Origin of the sequence: Campylobacter sp. CFSAN093259 (genome assembly GCF_012889985.1) — a bacterium.
GTDB lineage: Bacteria > Campylobacterota > Campylobacteria > Campylobacterales > Campylobacteraceae > Campylobacter_D > Campylobacter_D jejuni.
Window position 1 is genome coordinate 43,191 of sequence record NZ_CP040617.1, and the last position, 21,265, is coordinate 64,455.

A 21,265-nucleotide genomic window follows, 5' to 3' on the forward strand; every position below is an offset into this window, starting at 1 on the left:
ATATGGAAAAATTTATTGAAAGATTGCTTGAAGAAGATATTAAATTTGAAAAAGATGCGAACAATGGTTTGAGTGATATAAATATATTTGAGGCTTTGAATATTGAAACAAAAGAAAATTATCATTCTAAATTTATAGCTTATTTAATTAATATAAATAAGGATCATTATCAAAAAAATTTTGCAAAGGTATTTTTAGAAAAACTTGGTAAGAGTTTGGTAAATACGAAATTTGAAAATTTAAACATAGAAGATATAAAAAGCGTAGAAACAGAAGCCTGCATAAAAGATAATAGAAGGATAGATATTTTAATAACATTAAGTGATAAAAGATATATTATAATAGAAAATAAAATTTATGCAAAAGATCAAAAAAATCAATTGAAAGATTATATTAATTTTGTAAGAGAAAATATCAAAAATATAGAAGATTGTTATAAAAACATATTGACTATATATTTGCATCAAGATGAGTGTATTAGTCCTAGTGATGATAGTTTGGAAAATTTTATAATAAAGACAAATTTGATTAAAGATAAAAATGAAAATAATGTTAGCTATTATTTGAAGATGGATTATATATGGATTAAGGAATGGATTGATGAGTGTATAAAAATATATGAAGAAAAATCAACCAAAGATCAAAAATTTATTCTTGATATACAAAACATTATTTTTACTCTAAATCAATACAAAAGTATTTTACAATGGTATATGACAGATGAGTATACTCAAAGAGATGATGTACTAGAATTTATTTTTCAAGACAATATAAAAATGCAAAATTTAAAAAATGCGATGATTTTATATAGATATAACAAAAACAAATCAGAGCTTAAAAATTTAAATGAAGAAAACTATAAGAAAGCTAAAGATATTATCCAGCATAAATGGAGCAACATCTGCGAATATATAATAGAAGAATTTTTTGATAGTTTTGAACACAAGGAAATTAAAATAGGTGATATAACTTTTATCGGCAATAAAATAGAAGAAAATCGTGTTAATCATGGTGTATTTATATTTTATCCTATTGATTATAAGAATGAAAGCATATATCCATGTCTATATATTTATTTTAAAAAAAATACTATGATATTATTGGTTTGACATTTGAAATTTCAAATGATGATGAAGAAGATATAGAAAATGAAAAATATAAAGAATGTTTAAAATTATTTAAAGATGTAAAAGAAGACAATGTTAGAAAATATCAAAATCACTATTATTGTGATAAATTAATAAACAATGAAAAATTAGAAGGAGAATACGCTTTTATTTATTGGTTGATTGAAAATCAAAATTCTAAAAAAGATTTTATTCAAATTTTAAATGATTTTTTTATTAAAAAACCTATACAGGAAGCATATAAAGGTATTAATGATATATTAAATTCTTAAAAAATTTTATATAAAAGTAAAATTTGATAAAATACAAAATATTTTTTATAAAGGTTAAAAATGCATTTCACTTTGCTAAATGAAAAAGATTTTTTCAACCCATACTACCGCAAAAAGCAAATCATGCAAAATGAATTTGATATATTTAACAAGGCTTTAATGCAGTATTTAGAAAGACTTGAAAGTTCGCAAAGTGAAAATGAAGATTATCTTGTAGCTAATGCACTTAGTCCATTTTTAACCATGTTAAATTTCAAAACCCACATCAAAACCAAGCAAAAAGGCAAAAGTGAGATTGACTTATCCATCTCTAAAGATGAGTTTAGTAAAGACTTAGAAGTTCTTATTGAGGCTAAAAAGCCAAATTCAAAAGAATTTATCACTCATACAAAGGTAAATTCTAAAGCCTTACACGAGACTATTTTATATTATTTTAGAAATAGAGAGTATAGTTTTAGCTTAAAATTTATTATCATCACAGATTTTTATAAATTTTACATTTTTAAAATTAGTGAGTTTGAAGAGCTTTTTTATAAAAATCCAAGTTTTAAAAAACTTTTTGAAGAATTTTGTAATCCAAATTCACTTTTCAAAGGTAATACTGAAGAATTCTATAAAGAAGTAGCCAAACTCATAGAAAATTCCAAAGAAAACTTAAAAGGCTTTTTGATTGACTTGACATTTTTAAAAGACAAACAAAAATCAAATTTTAAAAACCTAGCAAGTATTTATAAAACTTTTCATAGAGACTTTTTGCTAAATGAGTTTAACCCCAACGATGCAAATTCACTCAACAATGCTTTTTACAAAGAGCTTTTATATATCTTAGGGCTTTGTGAGAGCAAACAAAACTCAAAACTCATCATCGCAAAAAGTGAAGAAAGCAAAGAAGAGCAAGGCACTTTCTACACCGCTATAAATTCTAAGCTTAAAGAAGAAAATTTTGAAACCATCTTAAAACTTTTGATCTTATGGCTTAATCGCATTTTGTTTTTAAAGCTTATAGAGTCAAATTTGGTGCGTTTTAATGATGATAAAAATTTGAAATTTTTAAATTTCAAAAAAATCCCTGATTTTGACAAGCTTAGCGAACTTTTCTTTGAAGTTTTAGCCAAAGAAAAAAGCACGAGAAAGAAAAGCGAATTTGCCTATCTGCCTTATCTAAATTCTTCTTTGTTTGAAAAACAAAGCATAGAAAACACACTTGAAATTTCAAGCTTAAGCAATGACTTAAAGCTTTTTTACTATAAAAACACTGTGCTAAAAGATGATAAATGTAAAGCTAAAAAAGGACAAGTGGGGCTTTTAGAATACTTGTTTGAATTTTTGGATAGCTTTGATTTTGGTAGCGATGATGAGCAAAGCGAAATTTTAAGCCAAAAAGAACTCATAAGTTCAAGTGTTTTAGGAAATGTGTTTGAAAAACTCAATGGCTACAAAGAAGGAAGTTTTTACACGCCAAGCTTTATCACTTCTTATATGTGTAAAGAAAGCATCACAAAAGTTGTGCTTGATAAATTCAACGCTCAATTTGATCTTGATGCTAAAGATATAAGCGAACTAAGAAAGTCTTTAAGAAAAGAAGACAAAAAAGCACAAAAAGAGCTTTTAAACTCTATAAAAATTTGCGATCCTGCAGTGGGAAGCGGGCATTTTTTGGTTTCTGCTTTAAATGTTATGTTAAGCATTTATGATGAGCTAAATCTTTTTGATGAAGAGTTTTACCTAGAAGTGCAAAACGATGAAATTCTCATCACGGGTAGAAAAGGCGAGTTTATAGAGTATAAACGCCCAAGCACGCCTAAAGATAAAGCCCATCTTATCCAGCAAGAACTTTTTCATACCAAAAAAGACATCATAGAAAACAACCTTTTTGGAGTCGATATCAACCCTAACTCATGCGAGATCACCAAGCTAAGGCTTTGGATAGAGCTTTTAAAACATAGCTTTTATCAAAGCTTTGATGATGGGAATTATCACGATCTTAAAACCCTGCCAAATATCGATATAAACATAAAATGCGGAAATTCTTTGGTATCTTACTTTGAAACAGGCAAAAGCCTAAGCCACTACCCTAACATCAAAGAACGCATCAACAAATACAAACGCATAGTAAAAGACTATAAAGAAGGCTTTTACACAGATAAAAGCCACATCAACCAAGAGATAAAAAATCTCAAAATTTCTTTTAAAAATTTCTGCTTTGCGGATAAATTTAAAAAAGAAATGAAAGGCTTTAACGATAAATGTGAAAAATACTCTAAAAAATACGGAAATTTCTTAGCCGTAGATGATGAAAATTTGAAATTCTTTGTTAGTGCGAATTTGACTCTTTTTGACTTTGATGAAAAAGAAGCCACAAAAGAATTTGCAAATCTTAAAAAAGAATACGACAATATCTTCAACCTAGAAAGCAATCATCCTTTTGAATGGCGTTTTGAATTCCCTGAAATTTTGGACGATGATGGAAATTTCAAAGGCTTTGATCTCATCATTGGCAATCCGCCTTATATAAAAGAAAATGATAATAAAGATCTTTTTACCAATACAAAAAAGTTAAGAACTTATCAAGGAAAAATGGATATTTGGTATCATTTCGTAGGGCGTGGATTTGATATACTTAAGAATAATGGATATTTAGCATTTATCGCTACAAATAATTGGGTTACAAATTCAGGGGCTAAAAAACTACGCAATATAGTTTTAGAAGAATCTCAAATTTTAAGCCTTGTTGATTTTAGTTCTTTTATGGTGTTTGATTCTGCAAGCATACAAACTATGATAATGCAATTTCAAAAAATAAAACCGCCTAAAAATTACGAATTTCATTTTGCTAAAATCACAACCCAAACTCCAATTTATGAAGATGTTATAAATCTTTTAAAAAATGAAAAAACCCAAAACAATGAAATTTTAAGCATAAATTTAACTCCAAAAAAATTTATAGATAAAACTTTGAATTTCACAAAAAGCGACTATGAAGAACTTTTTAACAAAATCCAAAAATATGGAAAATTTTACCTTGAAGAAAGTGAAGTGGCACAAGGGATAGTTCCAGCTATAGATGAAGCTTTTGTGATAAAAGATAAAAATGTTTTTTCCAAAAATGAACAATGTTTTATAAAAGAATATTACACAGGATTGAGTGGAAAATTTTATTCTAGCTTTACTGATAAATATTTGATTTATTTGTCTAATAAAAATTATTCTGGAAATTTAGATGATTTACCTAATTTGAAGCAACATTTTCAAAAATATAAAGAAATACTGAAAGAATCAAAAATTAAATATAAAACTCCAAATAAGCCATACTTTTATTTGCATAGAGAACGAGAAGAAAAATTTTTTAAAAAAGGTGAAGAAAAAATTATTTCACAAGTTAGATGTATAGAGCCAATTTTTGTATATTCTAATGAAAATTTTTATGGTTCTAGAGCATTGTTTTTTATTCAGACTTGTAGAATTAATTTGAAATATTTAACTGGAGTTTTAAATTCAAAACTCATAGCTTTTTGGTTAAAGCACAAGGGAAAAATACAAGGAAATCTATTCAAAATTGATAAAGAGCCTTTGCTAAATATCCCTGTAGTAAATATAAATTCTAAAAATGAAAAATTAGCAAACAAGCTTATAAGTTTAGTCGATGAAATTTTAAAAGCTAAAGAGCAAGACAAAAACGCAAATACCCAAGAACTAGAAAACAAAATCAATTCTTTGACTTATAAACTCTATAACTTAACCGAAGAAGAAATAAAAATCATTGAAGGGAAATAATGAAAGAACTAACAAAAGAACAAAGACAAATCATAGAAAACAAAATCAAACAAGAGGTTGAAAATTTTAATACTTTTTTAGATAGGCAATACTGCATTGACAAAATTTATAAAACGATTATAAATCGAATAAAATCACATTACGATATTGGATTTGATTTTTTGACAATTATTGAAAAAAATATAACCGAAATTGATAAAATTTCCTATGAAGTTATAGCAATAGAAGAAATAAAACAAATTTTAAATATTGAGGATAATATAAGATACATATCTGGTGTATTTTATATTTTTGGTTTATCTAGAACAAATTTAAAGACACAAGTTCATGGAGTTGTAGATATTTTATCATTATTTGAAACCTATCCTTTAGTGTTTGATCATTGTATATTTACCCAAAGAATAGGATATTTTAATCAAATAACAAATATTAAAAAAATATCTTTTTTAAATTGTGAATTTGAAGAACAAATTTATTTAAATTTTCAAGAATGCTTAGATATTTTTCAAATGGATAATTGTGTATTTGAAGATAGGGTTACCATCAAAGGAAAATTTAACGATAATGTTTATTTCAATAATTCTATTTTTAAAGATTACGCTAATTTTCACACTTGTGAATTTGAAAAAACTGCTAATTTTTATGGAGTGAGATTTGAAAAAACTCCGAATTTTTCTCAAGCGATTTTCAAAGGAAATTTAAATGTGGTTAATACAAATTTAAATTTTACTTTTGATGATTTACAAGAGAGAATCAAACAAGAATACGCTTCTTACGAAACTCAAAGAACAGCTAAAGAAGCAGGTGTTATACCAAATTTATATCAAAAAAAATCCTTAGATAAATTTGCAAATGATTTTAGAGATTCTTTTAGGACTTTTAAAAATGCCTTGATAAAAGATAACAATCTTTTAGACGCTTCAAATTTTCATAAATATGAGCTTTATTGTAAAGAAATAGAGCTAAAAAATAAAAAATATAAAACCCTTAAAGACAAGATGGATAAATGGCAACTTATCTTTTATCGTAAGCTTTGCGATCATCATACTGATATTTTACAAAGTTTAAATTCGCTTATTTTGGTGATAGGGATTTTTGTGATATCAAGCGTTGCGATGGTTTTTGGTTTTAACTATAGTCTTGGATATAAGCCTATTTTGGAGCATTGGTATTTTTCATTGGATTTTTATAATCATCATATAAATTCTATCATACAGGATAATTATTTGTTTATGATGGCAATAAATATTATGATACTTTTTATTTATTTGGGTTTAGTTGGATTTGCTTTATGTCTAAAATATATGAGAAAATTTTTTATAATCATATCTTATGTGATAACTCTTTTAGTTCTAGCGATTTCACCAAAAATTCTTATCCCTGCTATGGGAATTTTTACAGATAAAAGAGCTATGTTAGATCCGCTTAGTGTGTTTGGTGGAATTTATACAATAATTTTTGGTTTTGTTGCATTTTCTTTTATAAAGACAATTAGGAGAAATTCCATAGTGCCAAGTTGAAAAAGATAGGAAGGATAAAATGATAAAAGAAACACTTGAAAAAATACTTAATACCTTAGAGAAATGTTGTGAAGAAACACATCAAAATCATAAGAGTGAATATCAAATTAGAAGATGGTTATTTGATATCTTATCAAAAAACAATCCGAATAACATAAAAGAATATGATATATCTATTCTAAACGAAGATAAGCAAAACGATTTTAGACAACAAGATGAATTATTTCCTAGAAATGAAAAATGGTATTTAGTTTGCAACAAAGAAGATAGCAAAACAGATACATTGTTATTATGTGATAAAATAAAGGATATTCCGTGTAATGTTATTTTTAATAATTGCAATATTGATTTACATATAGATGAGTCAAAAGGCGTGAAAAAAGATAATACAGAGACAATTAAAAACCATTTATACTTTTACAATTGTGCTTTTGAAAAGTCATTAAATTTGAAAAATATTATTTTTGAAAAGACATTAACCTTTAATCAGTGTGTGTTTTATAATAACTTAGAAATATATCAAAACCAATTTTTAGATCATTTGGTTTTTATAAATTGCCATGATAATCAAGATAAAAAAATCACATCCTTAGATTTGCAAGAAAACGAATTTAAAGGATATTTTTTTATAAAAAACTGTGCTATAGAAAAAATAAATTTGTGGAAAAATAAATTTAAAAATCGATGTTATTTTATAGATTCTATGTTTTTAAAAGTAGATAAATTGAGTAAATTTAATTTTTCTAATGCAAATTTTCAAGATAATGTTTATTTTAATAATACTCATTTTAAAGATTATGTCGACTTTCACGAATGCGAATTTGAAAAAATAGCTTGTTTTTATGGAGTGAAGTTTTATAAAACTCCGAATTTTAGCGCTTGTTATTTTAAAGAACCAAAAGCTGTAAATTTAATCAATGTCGATATAGATAAGCTAGATTTTAAATCAGTGGAGAAATATATAGAAGATAACTATCAAGATGAAAGTTATAAAAACGAACATAAATTAAGATATGCTAAAAATTTAAAAGATTCTTTCAGGGTTATAAAAGATGTTTTAATCACTCAAAATAATACCTTAGAAGCTCAAGAGTGGCATAAATTAGAACTTTATGCGAAAGAGAAAGAGTTAGAAATTCAACTAGGTGGTGATAATAAAGATAGTATTAAAAATATTCAAAAAATAAAAAAATCAGTAATAAAAAAACCAAGCAACAATCCAAGCAATATACTTGCAAAGATTCAAAGTTTAAGTGACAAGTATATAAAAATTTGCGATTTTGTTGTTTGTTTTATAATGCTTATAGGAAGATCAATCTTTGGTTTTTTATTATCAATTATTGAGATATTTTGCAATGTTATAAAAAGTATATGCAAAATAATACAAATTATTTTATCTTGCATATTTTGTATAGCTTCAATCGACAGAATTTTAAAGCTTGAGTATTTAAAATTCTATAGAAAAATTAGTAGTCTTGGAAAAACAATGCTAGATTTTACTTTATGGTTTGATTGTGTTTTGTTACAAGTTTATAGGAATACTAGCAATCACCATACAAATTTCTTAAAAATTTTAAATTTTACAATTTTAATGATTTCATCATATGCTATTTTCGGTTTATTATTTTTAAATAATATGGATTTTATATTATCTTTTGATCCAATGACAATAGCTACAACAAATTATATCGTTTTATTAATGTTATTAATTATTTTTATTGACCTTACAAGGCAGTTATATCAATATGGTGCTATTTTATTATTTCTTATTTGTGGTCTTTTTATAATCAGCATAGTATCATTTTTATCGCCAACATACATTCCAGCTTTTTATTTTTTAATTTATTTTGCAAGCGTATTAATTTCCTATCTTTTATTTATCTGTAAAATTAAACTTTTTATTTTTATTTCGAGATTGTTTGCCTATACTTGTCTAATTGGAGTTGTTATTTTAAAACCCCAACTTATCAATCCTTTTGTAGGAATTTTTTCATCAGATAAACTTTATGAAAGTAAATTTGAAAAAAGGTTAAATGACTTAAATACAAGTGCTATTATAAACCTTGCAAAACTATCTCAAAAAGATTTTAATTTCACTAAAGAATATATAAATATTTCTTTTACGGAATTAAATTCAGCTAAGACTTTGATAATAGCAAATAAAGAAAAATTAAAAGAAATTTTATCTAAAGTGTATAATGATAAATATGTAAGTGATTATAAAAAGGTTTTAAATGAGCTAGAAAATAACACATCAAATGTAAAAAACATCATAGAAGAAATAGACAATAAAAACAACAATAGTGTTGTATCTGCTCAACTTAATAAATTTTTAAAATTAAATTTTAGTCAAGAAATAGATATTTTATATGCGATAAAAAGTAATTTTTCTATATCTGAAAAACTATCACCTGAGCAAATGGCTCTTTTTGATCAAAAAGACAGTCAAGATAAATTAAAAAGTGTCTTGGCTCTTTTGAAATTTAAATCAAGTTTTGAAGGGATTTTAAAGACTATAAATCAAGACAAGATTACAGAAAATACCATAAAATCCACTAGTGTTTTATATAGCATTATACTTTTGCTTTGTATATTCTCACTCCAAAAAACCGCGCGAAAAAATTCCATAGTGCCAAGCTAAGCTTTAAAGCTTAGCTTGAAATTTTATCATCAGTCTTTTAAGTAGTATTCTATAGTAGAAACCACTCTTATGGTTTTGATGTAAGGGGTGTTTTTATCTCTATTGTTGATGCTAAATTGTCCTTGAGAAGCCTTTTTTATCTTGCCTAGATGGCTGTTTGAGTCTTGTGCGAATTTTATTGCTGCGTTTCTAGCATTGAGCGTTGCTTCTTCTATCATTTGTGGTTTTATCTCATTTAGCTTGGTGTAAAGGTATTCTATATCATAATCATCGATTTTTGTTACTATACCAAATTTTGCAAGACTTGAAATATTTTCTAGTATGCTTTTTCCAAGCTTTACATTTTGAGTATAGATGAGTAAATTCGCAGTGCCTATGTATCGGTATACAGCTTGAGTGTCGTTGCTATAAGGATCACTTAAACGATCTATGATATTTGGCGAGTTGTAGTTGATCTCATCTTCTTTTACGCCTTGTTCTTTTAAAAATTTGATGATATTTTCTTTATCTTGTTCTAGTTCTTCGTATAAATTTGTAAGATTGTTGTTTGATCTTGTGAATTTTATAGGAAGTATCAAAGTATCCGCTTCGACTTCTTTTTGACTTAAACCCTTTACGCTTACACTTCTTTCAAGTGTTTTAAAATCGCTTAAAGCCTTGTTAAATCCAAAAGCTAGAATCAAACTTGCTAAAACTATGGCTAAAGCCATAAAGATATTATTTGTTTTCATTTTTTCTCCTTTATTTTGATTAGAAAATATATCATATTTGCAACCAATACGCAAGCACACATTACAAAAGCAAGGATTATCGGCGTATTTGCGTTAATAGCCCCAACCACAAAAGAAATAAGCCCTGCAAAACCAAATTGCACCGTTCCAAGCACCGCAGAAGCAGTTCCGCTATGTTCTTTAAACCTTGCCATAGCCAAAGTCGTGGTATTGGGTGCGATGAAACCAAGCATAGCGATACTTGTAAAAATACTAAGTTCAAAAAGCAAGAAATTTGGATGAAAAAAGGCATTTGCAAGTAAAATCACAGTCGATATAAACATTATCATCAAAGCTTTTGCCAAAATTTTTTCGCTTTCGTATTTTAAAACCAATCTTGCATTGATATTTGCACAGATGACAAAACCTAAAGCATTTGCCCCAAAAAGCAAAGCAAATTTTTGCTCACTTAAGCTAAAAAACTGCGTAAAAACAAAGCTTGATCCTGTGATATAAGCAAACATCGCCGCCAAAGCAAAAGAAGCACATAGTATATAAACTAAAAAGCGTTTATCGCTTAAAACAAATTTGTAGCTTTTCATCGCTTCATGATGGGAAAATTTTTTGTTTTTAAGATGAGGTGCGGACTCTTTTAAACCAAAAAGTATCATCAAAAAAAGTAAAATTCCTAAAGCAAACAAAGTCGCAAAAATACTATGCCATGAAAAATACTCTAGCAAAATTCCCCCAAAAGTTGGCGAAAGCATAGGAGCAAGAGAACTAAAAACCATCATCAAAGCAAAAATCCCTGCAGCTTCTTTGATCTCAAACAAGTCATTGACAATAGCCCTTGCGATAACCACACCTGCACAACCCCCAAGTGCTTCAAAAAATCTCAAAGCGATAAAAGCATAAATATCATCGATAATCACACAAAACAAACTCGAAACGATGAAGAAAAATATCCCCACCAAAGCTGGAATTTTACGCCCAAAAATATCACTTAAAGGCCCATATATAAGCTGTCCTAAAGCAAAAGCGATAAAAAAACTTGCGATACTAAGTTGGGTTAAAAAAGAATTAGTTTGAAAACTTTGCTCCACATGAGAAAGTGCAGGCAAATACATATCTGTAGAAAGTGGTGCTATGCTTGACATCAAAGCAAGGATAACGATGAGTTTAAATTTAGCAAAGCCGTGAATTTTGGTGTGTTTTTGCATTTGTAATCCTAATTATTCTAAAAGAATGATTTTAACAAGTCAATCTTAGAATAATCTTTGTTTTTCTATGTTAAATTTAGGGAAAAATTCTAAGGAAATTTTATGCAAAATTTAAACCAAAATGAACAAATCAAATGCCCAAGTTGTGGAAGTTTTATCGATATCAGCACTGCTTTATATGCTCAAATTTTAGATAAAGCTAAGCAAGAAATGCTAAAACAAAAAAAAGAATTTGATGATGAGGTAAATGCTAAAAGAGCTGAATATACCAAAGCTTTAAATGATTTAAAAACTCAAAAGATAGAACAAGAAAAACTCATAAGCGAGCAAGTAAGCCAAAAGCTTCTTTTAGAAAAGCAAAAATTTGAACAAGAACTTCTTATACAAAAGCAAAATTTCCAAAAAGAATTCAGCGAGAAATTTAACAAAGAGCATGAAAATGAAATGAAAATCATGCAAGAAGAACTCGAGAAAAAAAGCAAAGAACTTAGCGAGTTTTTAAGCATAAAGGCTGAAAATGAAAGGCTAAAAAGAGAGCAAAAAGAAAATGAAGAAAGATTGAAATTTCAAGCCAAAGAAGAGGCTTTTAAAGAATTTAAAGAACAAGAAAGCAAAAATTTGGAATTTGAAAGAGAAAAAATGCGTCTTGAATTTCAAAAAAGTACTCAAGAGCAAGATCTTAAATACAAAGAACTAGAAACGAATTTTAAAAGTGTAGCTCAAAAGCTAGAAGACGCACAACGCAGGATAGAACAAGGCTCACAGCAACTCCAAGGCGAAGCAGCCGAACTACTCATAGAAGAATACATACAAAGTGAGTATTTAAGCGATGAAGTAAAAGAAGTGCCAAAAGGCGTAAATGGAGCTGATTGTCTGCATATAGTAAAGGATAATTTTGGAAATATTTGTGGAAGTATTTTGTATGAGAGCAAACGCACTAAAGAATTTAATAAAGAATGGCTTGATAAGCTTAAGCTAGACAGCATAGCCGCAAAAAGTGATATAGCGGTTTTGATCACAAAAACTATGCCAAAAGATAAAGAAAAAACGCATTTTAAAGAAGGAATTTTGATTTGTACTTTTAATGAATTCAAAGGTGTTTTAGCAGTGCTTAGAGAAAGCATTATAAACGCTTATAAACTCAAAAATGCTTTACAAAACAAAGATGAAAAAAATCACATTTTATACGAATACTTAAATTCCAAGGAATTTAATACGCAAATCACTTTTATACTCAAAACTTACCAAAATATGAAAGAAGAATTAGAAGCTGAAAAAAGAGCTTTGCAAAATATATGGAAAAAAAGAGAAAGAGCTATAGAAAATCTAAGTTTTAATTCCACTGCCATAGTGAGTTCTTTAAATGCGATATTTAGCGACTTACAAGGTGGAAATTTGATAGGCGAAGAAGGGATTAAAAGTCTTGAAAATTTAGCCAAAGATGAGGATTAATTTTGGGCTAAGCCCAAAATTAATCATTCTCCTGGGAAGTGATTTGGATTTTTCCAAGGTCCGTATTTTACTTTTATGTATTCTTTAGGGTCTAAATTTTGTTGTGGTGAAGCAAAATACTCAGGTTTTAATGATGGGGATTTGCTATAAGCTGTATCAAGTCCTGCACGATTTTCTGTAGTGGTTATAGGCATTCTTACAAAACCTGTATTGACATAAGCTGCTATATCCAGTGCATCTTCATCGCTTAATATAGGATTATCTGCACTCGCACCAAAAGGCATGGCTGATTTTAAAAATCTTGCTAAAAATGGTATCATAGCCATGTGTCCACCATCAGGATAGATAAGTAAAGATGGATATAAATGTCCGCTACCTTGTTCGTAATTATCATTTTTTACCCCAAGTCCTCTTTCGCCATGGCAAGCAACGCAATTTTCTTCAAAGAGTTTTTTTCCACGCACAGGGTCAGCTGGGCGATTTGGAAAATTCATCTTAGCGAAAAAATCTCCTTCAAGCTTTACGCCGTCTTTGATGCCATAAGCTTCTTTTAGCCATTTAAAATAAGCTAAAATTGCTTTCATTTCTTTAGAATCATTAGGAAATCTATGAGAGTCAGTTCCGCCCATTCCGCGAATTCTATCTTCAACAGAGATGATTTTCATCGTTTCTATGTCAAGTCTTGGATAATTGTTTAGGATATTTAAAAATGGAATAACATATTTTTTTGTCCCTGGCAAACCATTGCCGTCATTGTCCATGTGACAGGAAATACAATTTACTTCGTTGCTTGTCTTTTTTAGCTTGCTATAGGGTCCTAGAGTACTTTCTGTCTTGCTTAAAAGCTCTATGCCATAACGAATTAAATCCCCTTGCTTGCCTTTTGGAACATCATTGATGCTTAAATTTTTATTTGGCCATTCTTGCACAGGTCTTTTGGAAAGCTCCTTAAAATACTCTACTCCTTCCTTGTCGCTTAATTCTTCTCCTACTTTGTAATCACTCACGCTTTTAGCACTAAGACTCAAACTAAGACATAAGCCAAGCAATAAAATGTGTTTTTTCATGATTTTCCTCCTTTTTATTTGCAGTTCAAATTGATTTTAATGTATTTTTTCTTAAATATTAAGCATAATAAGAATAATTTAAATAAAATTAAATTTTAAAGTGTTACTAAAAGTAATATATTTTTAAAGTATATAATTAACATTTATTAAAATTTTATGATATTAACTTTATGTTAATTATTTAAATAGTTTGTTTTTTATAGAGTTTAGATTTTCTTCTAAATTTTTGAAATTGTTTTCAAAATCTTTTTTTATATCTATAAAAAAAGGATTGCTTAAAGTAGTGATAAGATAATGATTTTCTTTAGAAAAGATATGATTTAAAGTGAAATTTTTATCTGTAAGTTTGATATAAATTTGTTCTTCGTTTTCAAAGCTAGGATTTTTGTTTGCTTTTGAAATTTCGAGCAAAATTCCGCAAAAAAAGCGTTTGTTTTCGTCTAAAAACTGAATATCATAAATTTTAAAATCCTTAAATTCAAAGCAGTTTTGACTTTTAAATTCTTTCAAATCCTTTGTAAGTCCTAGTTTTAAAAAGTCTTTTTGACTTAAACTTTGCTTTTTAAATTTCGCCCCAAAACGACGCAAAAACAAATTTAAAGCATTAATTTGTAATTCTTTTTGTGCGAGTTTTAGTTTTTTGGCTGTAAAACGAAAGAAAAAAACACCCACAAAAACAGCTAAAATTACTGCGATTAAGGCATCTCTTATAAAAACAAAGGCTAAAAAACCTACAAGTAAGGCTTCGATAATGCTTAGGAATTTTAAGATTCCTAAGCGTTTAAGTATATAAAGTCTATTATTTTCTAAGCTTTTTAAATCCATTAAGATTTTGCTTTTTCCATTCTTTTTCTTTGAGTTGGGTCAAGATAGCGTTTGCGAACACGCACATTTACAGGTGTAACTTCTACAAGTTCATCTTCTTCTATCCACTCTAAAGCTCTTTCAAGACTTAATTTTCTAGGTGGCACAAGTTTGATTGCATCATCGCTTCCACTTGCTCTTACATTGGTAAGATTCTTTCCTTTGATAGGATTAACATCTAAATCATTTGGACGAGAGTGCTCACCTATAATCATACCGGTATAAACTTTAGTTTGAGGCTCTATGAAAAGTGCTCCACGCTCTTGAAGGTTAAACAAAGAATACCCTAAAGCCACGCCATTTTCCATAGAAATTAACGCTCCATTATTACGCTTTTCAACCGCACCGCTAAAAGGACGGAATTCTAAAAAGCTATGATTCATCACACCTTCGCCTTTAGTATCGGTTAAAAACTGACTTCTAAAACCTATAAGTCCGCGTGCTGGAATTTCAAACTCAAGTCTTGTTTGTCCATCGCCCGTTGGTGCCATGGTTTTCATTTCAGCTTTTCTTTTGCCAAGTTTTTCTATTACTGCACCGCTAAATTCTTCAGGCACATCGATAACTAAATGTTCAAAAGGTTCTGTTTTAACTCCATCTTCAACTTTTACGATAACTTCAGGTCTTCCCATGCAAAACTCAAAACCTTCACGACGCATATTTTCAGCTAAAATAGTGATTTGAAGTTCGCCCCTACCGCTTACTTTAAATTTACCTTCGCCTGTGCTTTCGTATTTCATAGCAATATTAGTTTTCATTTCAGCTTCTAAACGTTCAGCGATTTTATTTGAAGTTACATGTTTTCCTTCAGTTCCTGCTAATGGTCCATCATTTACAGAAAATACTATGCTTAAAGTCGGCTCTTCAATGTGTAAAGGATCAAGTGGCATGGGATTGTTTGGATCTACAACGCTATCGCCAACATCTAAAGCTTCAAAACCTGCTATAGCTACAATATCTCCACTTCCTGCTTCTTCGATGTCCATTTTTTCTAAGCCCATAAAGCCAATGAGTTTTGAAATTCTACCATTTACCTTGGTACCATCAGCTTTTGCAAGCATTACGCTTTGGTTTTTCTTCACAACCCCATTGAAAATTCTAGCAATGCCTATTTTACCTACGAAATTATCATACCCCAAAGTGAAAACTTGAAGTTGCAAAGGATTTTCATCACTACCACTTGGAGCTGGAACGCGTTCAAGTATGGTTTTAAAAAGTGGCTCCATATTATCACTTTCATCGTTTAGATCAAGCTTAGCATAACCATTTTTTGCTGCAGCATAAACTATAGCAAAGTCAAGTTGCTCATCGTTTGCATCTAGGGCTACAAAAAGATCAAAAATTTCATTGATCACTCTTTCAGGATCGGCAGCTGGTTTGTCTATTTTGTTGATTACAACTATAGGTTTAAGCCCTAAAGATAAAGCTTTTTTAACCACGAATTTAGTTTGTGGCATAACGCCTTCTTGAGCATCTACTAAAAGCAAAACTCCATCAATCATTTTTAAAACACGTTCTACTTCTCCGCCAAAATCAGCATGCCCTGGAGTATCTATGATGTTGATTTTTGTACCTTTGTAATTGATCGCTGTGTTTTTTGAAAGTATGGTAATACCGCGTTCTTTTTCTATATCGTTGCTATCCATAACGCGTTCTGAAATTTGTTCTCTTTCGCTAAAGGTGCCTGATTGTTTTAACAATTCATCTACCATAGTGGTTTTACCATGGTCAACGTGAGCTATAACTGCTATATTTCTAATGTTTTCCAAATTTTCTTCTCCAAAGCTAAATTTTTAAAAGCTTAAATTATACAAAAATTTAACTTAAACTACAAAGTATCAAAACTTGGAACACTTCTTGCTTTAAAAACTTATGAAATTAAAATTTTAAAAAGGAAGTTAAAATGTCAAAACCATTAAATGAAGAGATTTTTGTTGAATTTAAAAGTGATTTAGCTGAAAGAAAAAATGAAGTTTTGCTTCAAGTTTTAGAGCTTTTAGAAACTTTTAGATCAGATGAAAACGAAAAAATGGCAAGAATTTCAAGTGAGCTTACAGAAATTTTAGAAAATGAAGAAAATTTAGAGAAAATTTTAAATGCTAAAAATTTAGAAGAGCTTTTAAATATCTTAACTGCTTTAAATGAAGATAAGATGATTAAAGTATATGAAGATTCTTATTTGAAAGAAAAATTTCCTAATGTAATGGTAGATAAATTTTTAAAATAATTTTTTGAAGGAAAAGTGATGTCAAATTTAGCTCCGCAAAATGATGTTTTAAATCTTACGCCGAGTAAAACTTCTACTACTAGCAGTTCTTTTAGTAAAACTAGTAAAAATAAAGAACATGAAAGTAGTGATAGTAAAAATTCAACTCAAGATGATACGGAAAGTTTTTTAAATTCTTTGCTTAATTCTATCAATGAAACCAATGAATTTTTACCTGATCATATGAAGATCAGTCAAAAAGAAGTTGTTAATGAAGCGATGAGCAGACTTCAAAAAGGAGCTTTTGATGAGAGCGATAAGATAAGCATTTTCGAATCTGCTTCTTTTATGCAAATTCTTTCTTTGTTAGATAAGCTAAAAACAGATACAGCAGATGTTAAACTAGCAAATCTTTCTACTCAACTTTCAAGTCTTATTAAAACAGAGGCTAATTTTAATGCTTTAAAAGGTGCATCAAATCTTAGTGAGCTTTTGGACATAGCTAAAGATCTGGGCTTAAATGTAAAAAATATTAAAGTAGATCGTCTTCTTGATCTTAAAGCAACTTTTCCAAATTTAGATAAGGCTGATTTTTTTAAGGGTGCTGTGGATAATGTTTTTAAAGAAATCATCAATAATAAAATTTCCAATGTGAGTAAAAATTTAAATCACAATTTAGAAAATACAACTCATACTACAAGCACTCATTCTATGCAAAAAACAAATTCTAAAGATAGCGGTTCTTTGCTTTCTCAAACTTTAAAAAATTTAGATTCCATACTTTCATCCAAAGAAAGCAAACACGAAAAAAACGATAAAGTTAAATCAAAAATAGAAGAAGATACCACAGATGCTAAAAATACTTTAAAAAATATCAAAAATGATGAGTTTGCAAAAAATTTAACAGAAGAGTTAAATATAAAAGATAAAAAAAACCAAGATAATTTAAATAAAGAAAGCAAAGACTTAAACAAAGATTTTAATAAAGAGTTAAATAAAAATCAAGAAAAAAACAATTTAAATCAAGAAAATATACAAGATCAAAATAAAAATTTAAAGAACAATGATCAAAATTTAAATCTTGATAAAAATTTAAATAAAGAAATTGTTAAAGATACTCAGAAATTAGTTTCAAATTTAACACAAAAAGATTTTAATCTAAATAAAGAGCCTAAAAACAACAACAAAGAAAATAAAGATATAAAACAAAATTTCTTTGATCAAAAATTAAATTTTGAAAATTTAAATAAAACTCAAGTAGTTCAAAACAAAGAGAATAATGCAAATTTTAATAATAATACTACTAATAAAGAAACTTTTACTCAAGAGCAAACAAAAACGCACAGTGAAAATGTAGATAAAAATAGCTTAGATGAGTTAAATTCTTTAGTCAAAGATTTAAATAAAGTAACACAAAACAATGCTCGCAATATCACTCCTAAAGAAACTTTGCAGTATTTTTCACAAGATTTAAAAGAGGCTGTGGATCAATACAAAGCGCCTATTACTAAACTTAGTATCACTCTAAATCCTAATAATCTTGGAGAAGTGGAGGTAACTTTGATACAAAGAGGTAATAACCTTCATATCAATTTCAACTCCAATGCCAATGCAATGAATTTGTTTATCCAAAATCAAGCCGAGTTTAAAAATTCTCTTGTAAATATGGGATTTACTGGACTTGAAATGAATTTTAGTGATCAAGGTAAAAGAGAGCAAAATCAAAATCAAGGAAAAAATCGTAGTGGATATGGTTTTAAAGATGCTTTAGATGGAAAAAATGAAAGTGAAAAAGTCAATCTAGAGCTTGTTTTAGCGAAGTATTTTTAAATTGGAACACTTATTGCTTAAATAATAAAAAACTAAATAAAAAGGAGTTTATAATGATATCATCATCGGATTGGAATTTAAATACCACTGCTACAACTTCAGGTACTACTTCTTCAGGAAGTACTAGTGGAACAACTAGAACAGATTCAAGCAGTAGCTCAGGAATAGTGAGCAATCCAAATGCTACCTTAGATAAGGATGCGTTTTTAAAACTTCTTTTGATAGAGCTTCAACATCAAGATCCAACAGATCCTATGGATAGCGATAAAATGCTTACTCAAACTTCACAGCTTAGTGCACTTGAAATGCAGCAAAATACCAATACAACTATGCAAAAAATGGTTGAAACTATGCAAAAGCTTTCTGATTCTTTTAGTACAAGTATGAGTACTTCAGCTTTAGGGGCTATTGGTAAAATGGCAACTGTTTCAGATAATAAAATCAAACTTACAGGTGCAGATGAGCTTATCGCTCTTAAAATGTATTTGCCTGAAGATTCTGATGAAAACGGTGTTACGCTAGAAATTTATGATAGCAATAATAAACTTGTTTTCAGTGAAAAAAGCGATGCTAAATCTATTTCTCAAGGTTTATTTACTATGGAGTGGCCAGGAAGAAATAACGATGGGGTTTATGCAGGTGATGGTGAGTACACTGTTAAAATGGTTTATAATAATAAAAATGGTGAAAAAATCACTGCAAATTACGGAACTTATCCTATCGAAGGTGTTGTTTTTAAAGATGGTGTTGCCTATGCAAAAATGGCTGGACAAGAAGTTCCTTTTGATGCAATACAAGAAATAACAGATTATAAGCTTGGTTCATCTTCATCTACTGGAGGAAGCGGTTCAAGTGGAGACTCAAGTGGTGGTTCAAGCGATGGAGATTCTTCTGGGTCTGGATCTACAGAAGATGGCGACAAAGAGGAAAAGGCATAAGCCATGATGAATTCATTTTATAATGGGATTTCTGGAGTAAAAAGCAATAGCTTTGGTATTGATATCACTGCTAATAACATAGCAAATGTCAATACCACGGGCTTTAAATACTCTGATGCTCAATTTAAAGATATTTTTTATACTACCATAACAACCCAATCAACCAACCCTGCTCAAGGTGGTTATGGTAGCGGTGCAGCATCTTCTCAAGTTGTTTTCGAACAGGGTTCTCCTGTTGCAAGTGATGGCGAATTTGATGTGGCTTTGCAAGGAAAAGGATTTTTTGGGGTTTTAGGGGCTGATGGCAATGCTTACTATACTAGAAATGGATCATTTAGAAGAGATGCCAATGGATATTTGGTAGATTCTTATGGAAATTTTGTTTTAGGAACAATGAATCCTGCTTTTACTGGTATTAACTATAGCGATAGAGTTGCTGGGCTTATGGGGGATTATCTTAACACAGGAACTCCGGTAAATAATGGTTTTACTGTAAATTCAAATAATTCTTTCAGTATAGGCACAACCGCTTCTCAAGGGGCTATTAAAGTACCTGTGAATATGTATTTACCTCCTCAAGTAACTCAAAATGTAAAATGGAGTGGAAGTTTAAATACTAACACAACAACAGAAGTAGTTAAAGTAGATCTTGATCCTAGTAAATTTAACATTACAAAAACTGAAGATGGAAAATATGTAGTTAGTGGTAGTGTTAGCAAAGAAGATGTGTTTAGTGCTAAAGCGGGTGATAGGATTATTTTAAATTTCACTGATGATAATGGCGTAAAAACAAGCTTTGAAGCGACTTTAGATGAAAATCTAAATTTTAAAAGTAACGAGCTTGATTTAAAAGGATTGGATGAAAATAGCATCAAGCTTGATACAGCTCAAATTTCAACAGAGCAACAAAAAGCCAATAAAGATATTTTAGAATCCCCTATTTATAATGCAGATGGAAGTAAAAGCACTTTAAGGGTTACACTTGAAAGAGTTTTACCGCAAGAAGGCGATAATATACAATATAAAGCTATTGCACAAATTTATGATTCTAATGGCAATGCCGTAGGCAATCCGACTGAAGGAAATATGGTTTTTGATAAAAATGGTGCTTTGCTTCAAAACAATATTACAAGCATTGCAAATCCAAATGGTGGAACAATTAATATTGATTTAGGTTCTCCTTATGATGCTAACAAACCTGGTTCGGGTTATAGTGGGATTTATATTAAACAAGGCGTCGAAAAAAATGTATTTACACAACAAGATGGTGTAGCTGAAGGGTTTTTTGAACAATATAATATATCCGATGATGGAAGTATTGTTGCGCAATTTAGCAATGGTAAAAATGCCATAGTTGGAAAGCTTGCTTTATATAATTTTATCAATGAGCAAGGATTAGTTGCTATGGGAGATAATATTTTTGCAGCAACGGCAAATAGCGGTGATGCAAGTTTTATTATGAAAGATGGTCAAGTTGTTAATACAGCTAAATTTAAAGGCGGATTCTTAGAACAATCAAATGTTGATTTAAGCGCAGAGCTTTCAAACCTTATCGTAACTCAAAAAGCCTTTGATGCAAGCTCAAAAAGTATCACTACAAGTGATCAGATGATACAAAAAGCCATTAATATGAAAAGATAATTC

The 21,265-nt window shown here is 29.1% G+C and carries 13 protein-coding genes and 1 pseudogene; 9 read left to right on the top strand and 5 right to left on the bottom strand.

The genetic code is table 11. The features are described from left to right. Window positions 1–2: 2 nt before the first annotated feature. The 4 genes and pseudogenes from FBF20_RS00170 (at window position 3) to FBF20_RS00185 (ending at window position 9,334) form a co-directional block, all read left to right on the top strand. A pseudogene (locus FBF20_RS00170) lies at window positions 3–1,399 on the top strand (PD-(D/E)XK nuclease family protein). Window positions 1,400–1,459: 60 nt separating this feature from the next. Further along, window positions 1,460–5,173: an Eco57I restriction-modification methylase domain-containing protein gene (locus FBF20_RS00175; RefSeq protein ID WP_002890705.1), complete on the top strand. Its 3,714-nt coding sequence runs from the start codon at window positions 1,460–1,462 to the stop codon at window positions 5,171–5,173. Beyond that, window positions 5,173–6,693, top strand: coding sequence for a pentapeptide repeat-containing protein (locus FBF20_RS00180; protein ID WP_002890703.1), 1,521 nt, complete (start codon window positions 5,173–5,175; stop codon window positions 6,691–6,693). The genes FBF20_RS00175 and FBF20_RS00180 overlap by 1 nt, the downstream gene beginning before the upstream one ends. A 19-nt stretch (window positions 6,694–6,712) precedes the next feature. After that, window positions 6,713–9,334: a hypothetical protein gene (locus tag FBF20_RS00185; RefSeq protein WP_002890701.1), complete on the top strand. Its 2,622-nt coding sequence runs from the start codon at window positions 6,713–6,715 to the stop codon at window positions 9,332–9,334. A 29-nt stretch (window positions 9,335–9,363) separates the two neighbouring features. Here FBF20_RS00185 and FBF20_RS00190 read toward each other — a convergent pair whose 3' ends face one another. Then, complete coding sequence (locus tag FBF20_RS00190) at window positions 9,364–10,065, bottom strand: SIMPL domain-containing protein (RefSeq protein ID WP_002868453.1); 702 nt, start codon at window positions 10,063–10,065, stop codon at window positions 9,364–9,366. Beyond that, window positions 10,062–11,264: a multidrug effflux MFS transporter gene (locus FBF20_RS00195; RefSeq protein WP_002779294.1), complete on the bottom strand. Its 1,203-nt coding sequence runs from the start codon at window positions 11,262–11,264 to the stop codon at window positions 10,062–10,064. The genes FBF20_RS00190 and FBF20_RS00195 overlap by 4 nt, the downstream gene beginning before the upstream one ends. A 102-nt stretch (window positions 11,265–11,366) precedes the next feature. On the opposite strand from FBF20_RS00195, the gene FBF20_RS00200 reads away from it, so the two are divergent. Continuing rightward, window positions 11,367–12,716, top strand: a complete 1,350-nt coding sequence (locus FBF20_RS00200) for a DUF2130 domain-containing protein (RefSeq protein ID WP_002864688.1) — start codon at window positions 11,367–11,369, stop codon at window positions 12,714–12,716. Window positions 12,717–12,739: 23 nt separating this feature from the next. On the opposite strand, the gene FBF20_RS00205 is transcribed toward FBF20_RS00200, so the two are convergent. From FBF20_RS00205 to typA, 3 genes are all read right to left on the bottom strand, one after another. After that, window positions 12,740–13,783: a c-type cytochrome gene (locus FBF20_RS00205; protein ID WP_002860564.1), complete on the bottom strand. Its 1,044-nt coding sequence runs from the start codon at window positions 13,781–13,783 to the stop codon at window positions 12,740–12,742. A gap of 177 nt (window positions 13,784–13,960) precedes the next feature. Then, window positions 13,961–14,608 (bottom strand): hypothetical protein, encoded by a 648-nt coding sequence (locus FBF20_RS00210; protein WP_002851804.1) that lies wholly within the window; start codon window positions 14,606–14,608, stop codon window positions 13,961–13,963. Further along, window positions 14,608–16,416, bottom strand: a complete 1,809-nt coding sequence (typA, locus tag FBF20_RS00215) for a translational GTPase TypA (protein WP_002917077.1) — start codon at window positions 16,414–16,416, stop codon at window positions 14,608–14,610. Before typA ends, FBF20_RS00210 begins: the two co-directional genes overlap by 1 nt. Before the next feature lie 134 nt (window positions 16,417–16,550). On the opposite strand from typA, the gene FBF20_RS00220 reads away from it, so the two are divergent. From FBF20_RS00220 to FBF20_RS00235, 4 genes are read left to right on the top strand one after another with little or no spacing between them, the layout of a single operon-like run. Then, the gene (locus FBF20_RS00220; RefSeq protein WP_002782892.1) at window positions 16,551–16,874 is read left to right on the top strand and encodes a hypothetical protein; all 324 of its coding nucleotides are present in this window, start codon (window positions 16,551–16,553) and stop codon (window positions 16,872–16,874) included. 15 nt (window positions 16,875–16,889) lie between these two features. Then, on the top strand, window positions 16,890–18,683 hold the full coding sequence (locus tag FBF20_RS00225; protein ID WP_075912916.1) for a flagellar hook-length control protein FliK: 1,794 nt from the start codon (window positions 16,890–16,892) through the stop codon (window positions 18,681–18,683). A 53-nt stretch (window positions 18,684–18,736) separates the two neighbouring features. After that, window positions 18,737–19,621: a flagellar basal body rod modification protein gene (locus FBF20_RS00230; RefSeq protein WP_002805290.1), complete on the top strand. Its 885-nt coding sequence runs from the start codon at window positions 18,737–18,739 to the stop codon at window positions 19,619–19,621. A 3-nt stretch (window positions 19,622–19,624) separates the two neighbouring features. Further along, window positions 19,625–21,262 carry a flagellar hook protein FlgE gene (locus FBF20_RS00235; RefSeq protein ID WP_002851688.1) on the top strand — a complete coding sequence of 546 codons (1,638 nt, stop codon included), beginning with the start codon at window positions 19,625–19,627 and terminating at the stop codon, window positions 21,260–21,262. Window positions 21,263–21,265: the final 3 nt, after the last annotated feature.

What these genes read in the sequence shown, in the direction of transcription:
- FBF20_RS00175 (WP_002890705.1), top strand. Translation starts at nt 1,460, where the DNA reads ATGCATTTCACTTTGCTAAATGAAAAAGATTTTTTCAACCCATACTAC.
- FBF20_RS00180 (WP_002890703.1), top strand. Translation starts at nt 5,173, where the DNA reads ATGAAAGAACTAACAAAAGAACAAAGACAAATCATAGAAAACAAAATC.
- FBF20_RS00185 (WP_002890701.1), top strand. Translation starts at nt 6,713, where the DNA reads ATGATAAAAGAAACACTTGAAAAAATACTTAATACCTTAGAGAAATGT.
- FBF20_RS00190 (WP_002868453.1), bottom strand. Translation starts at nt 10,065, where the DNA reads ATGAAAACAAATAATATCTTTATGGCTTTAGCCATAGTTTTAGCAAGT.
- FBF20_RS00195 (WP_002779294.1), bottom strand. Translation starts at nt 11,264, where the DNA reads ATGCAAAAACACACCAAAATTCACGGCTTTGCTAAATTTAAACTCATC.
- FBF20_RS00200 (WP_002864688.1), top strand. Translation starts at nt 11,367, where the DNA reads ATGCAAAATTTAAACCAAAATGAACAAATCAAATGCCCAAGTTGTGGA.
- FBF20_RS00205 (WP_002860564.1), bottom strand. Translation starts at nt 13,783, where the DNA reads ATGAAAAAACACATTTTATTGCTTGGCTTATGTCTTAGTTTGAGTCTT.
- FBF20_RS00210 (WP_002851804.1), bottom strand. Translation starts at nt 14,608, where the DNA reads ATGGATTTAAAAAGCTTAGAAAATAATAGACTTTATATACTTAAACGC.
- FBF20_RS00220 (WP_002782892.1), top strand. Translation starts at nt 16,551, where the DNA reads ATGTCAAAACCATTAAATGAAGAGATTTTTGTTGAATTTAAAAGTGAT.
- FBF20_RS00230 (WP_002805290.1), top strand. Translation starts at nt 18,737, where the DNA reads ATGATATCATCATCGGATTGGAATTTAAATACCACTGCTACAACTTCA.
- FBF20_RS00235 (WP_002851688.1), top strand. Translation starts at nt 19,625, where the DNA reads ATGATGAATTCATTTTATAATGGGATTTCTGGAGTAAAAAGCAATAGC.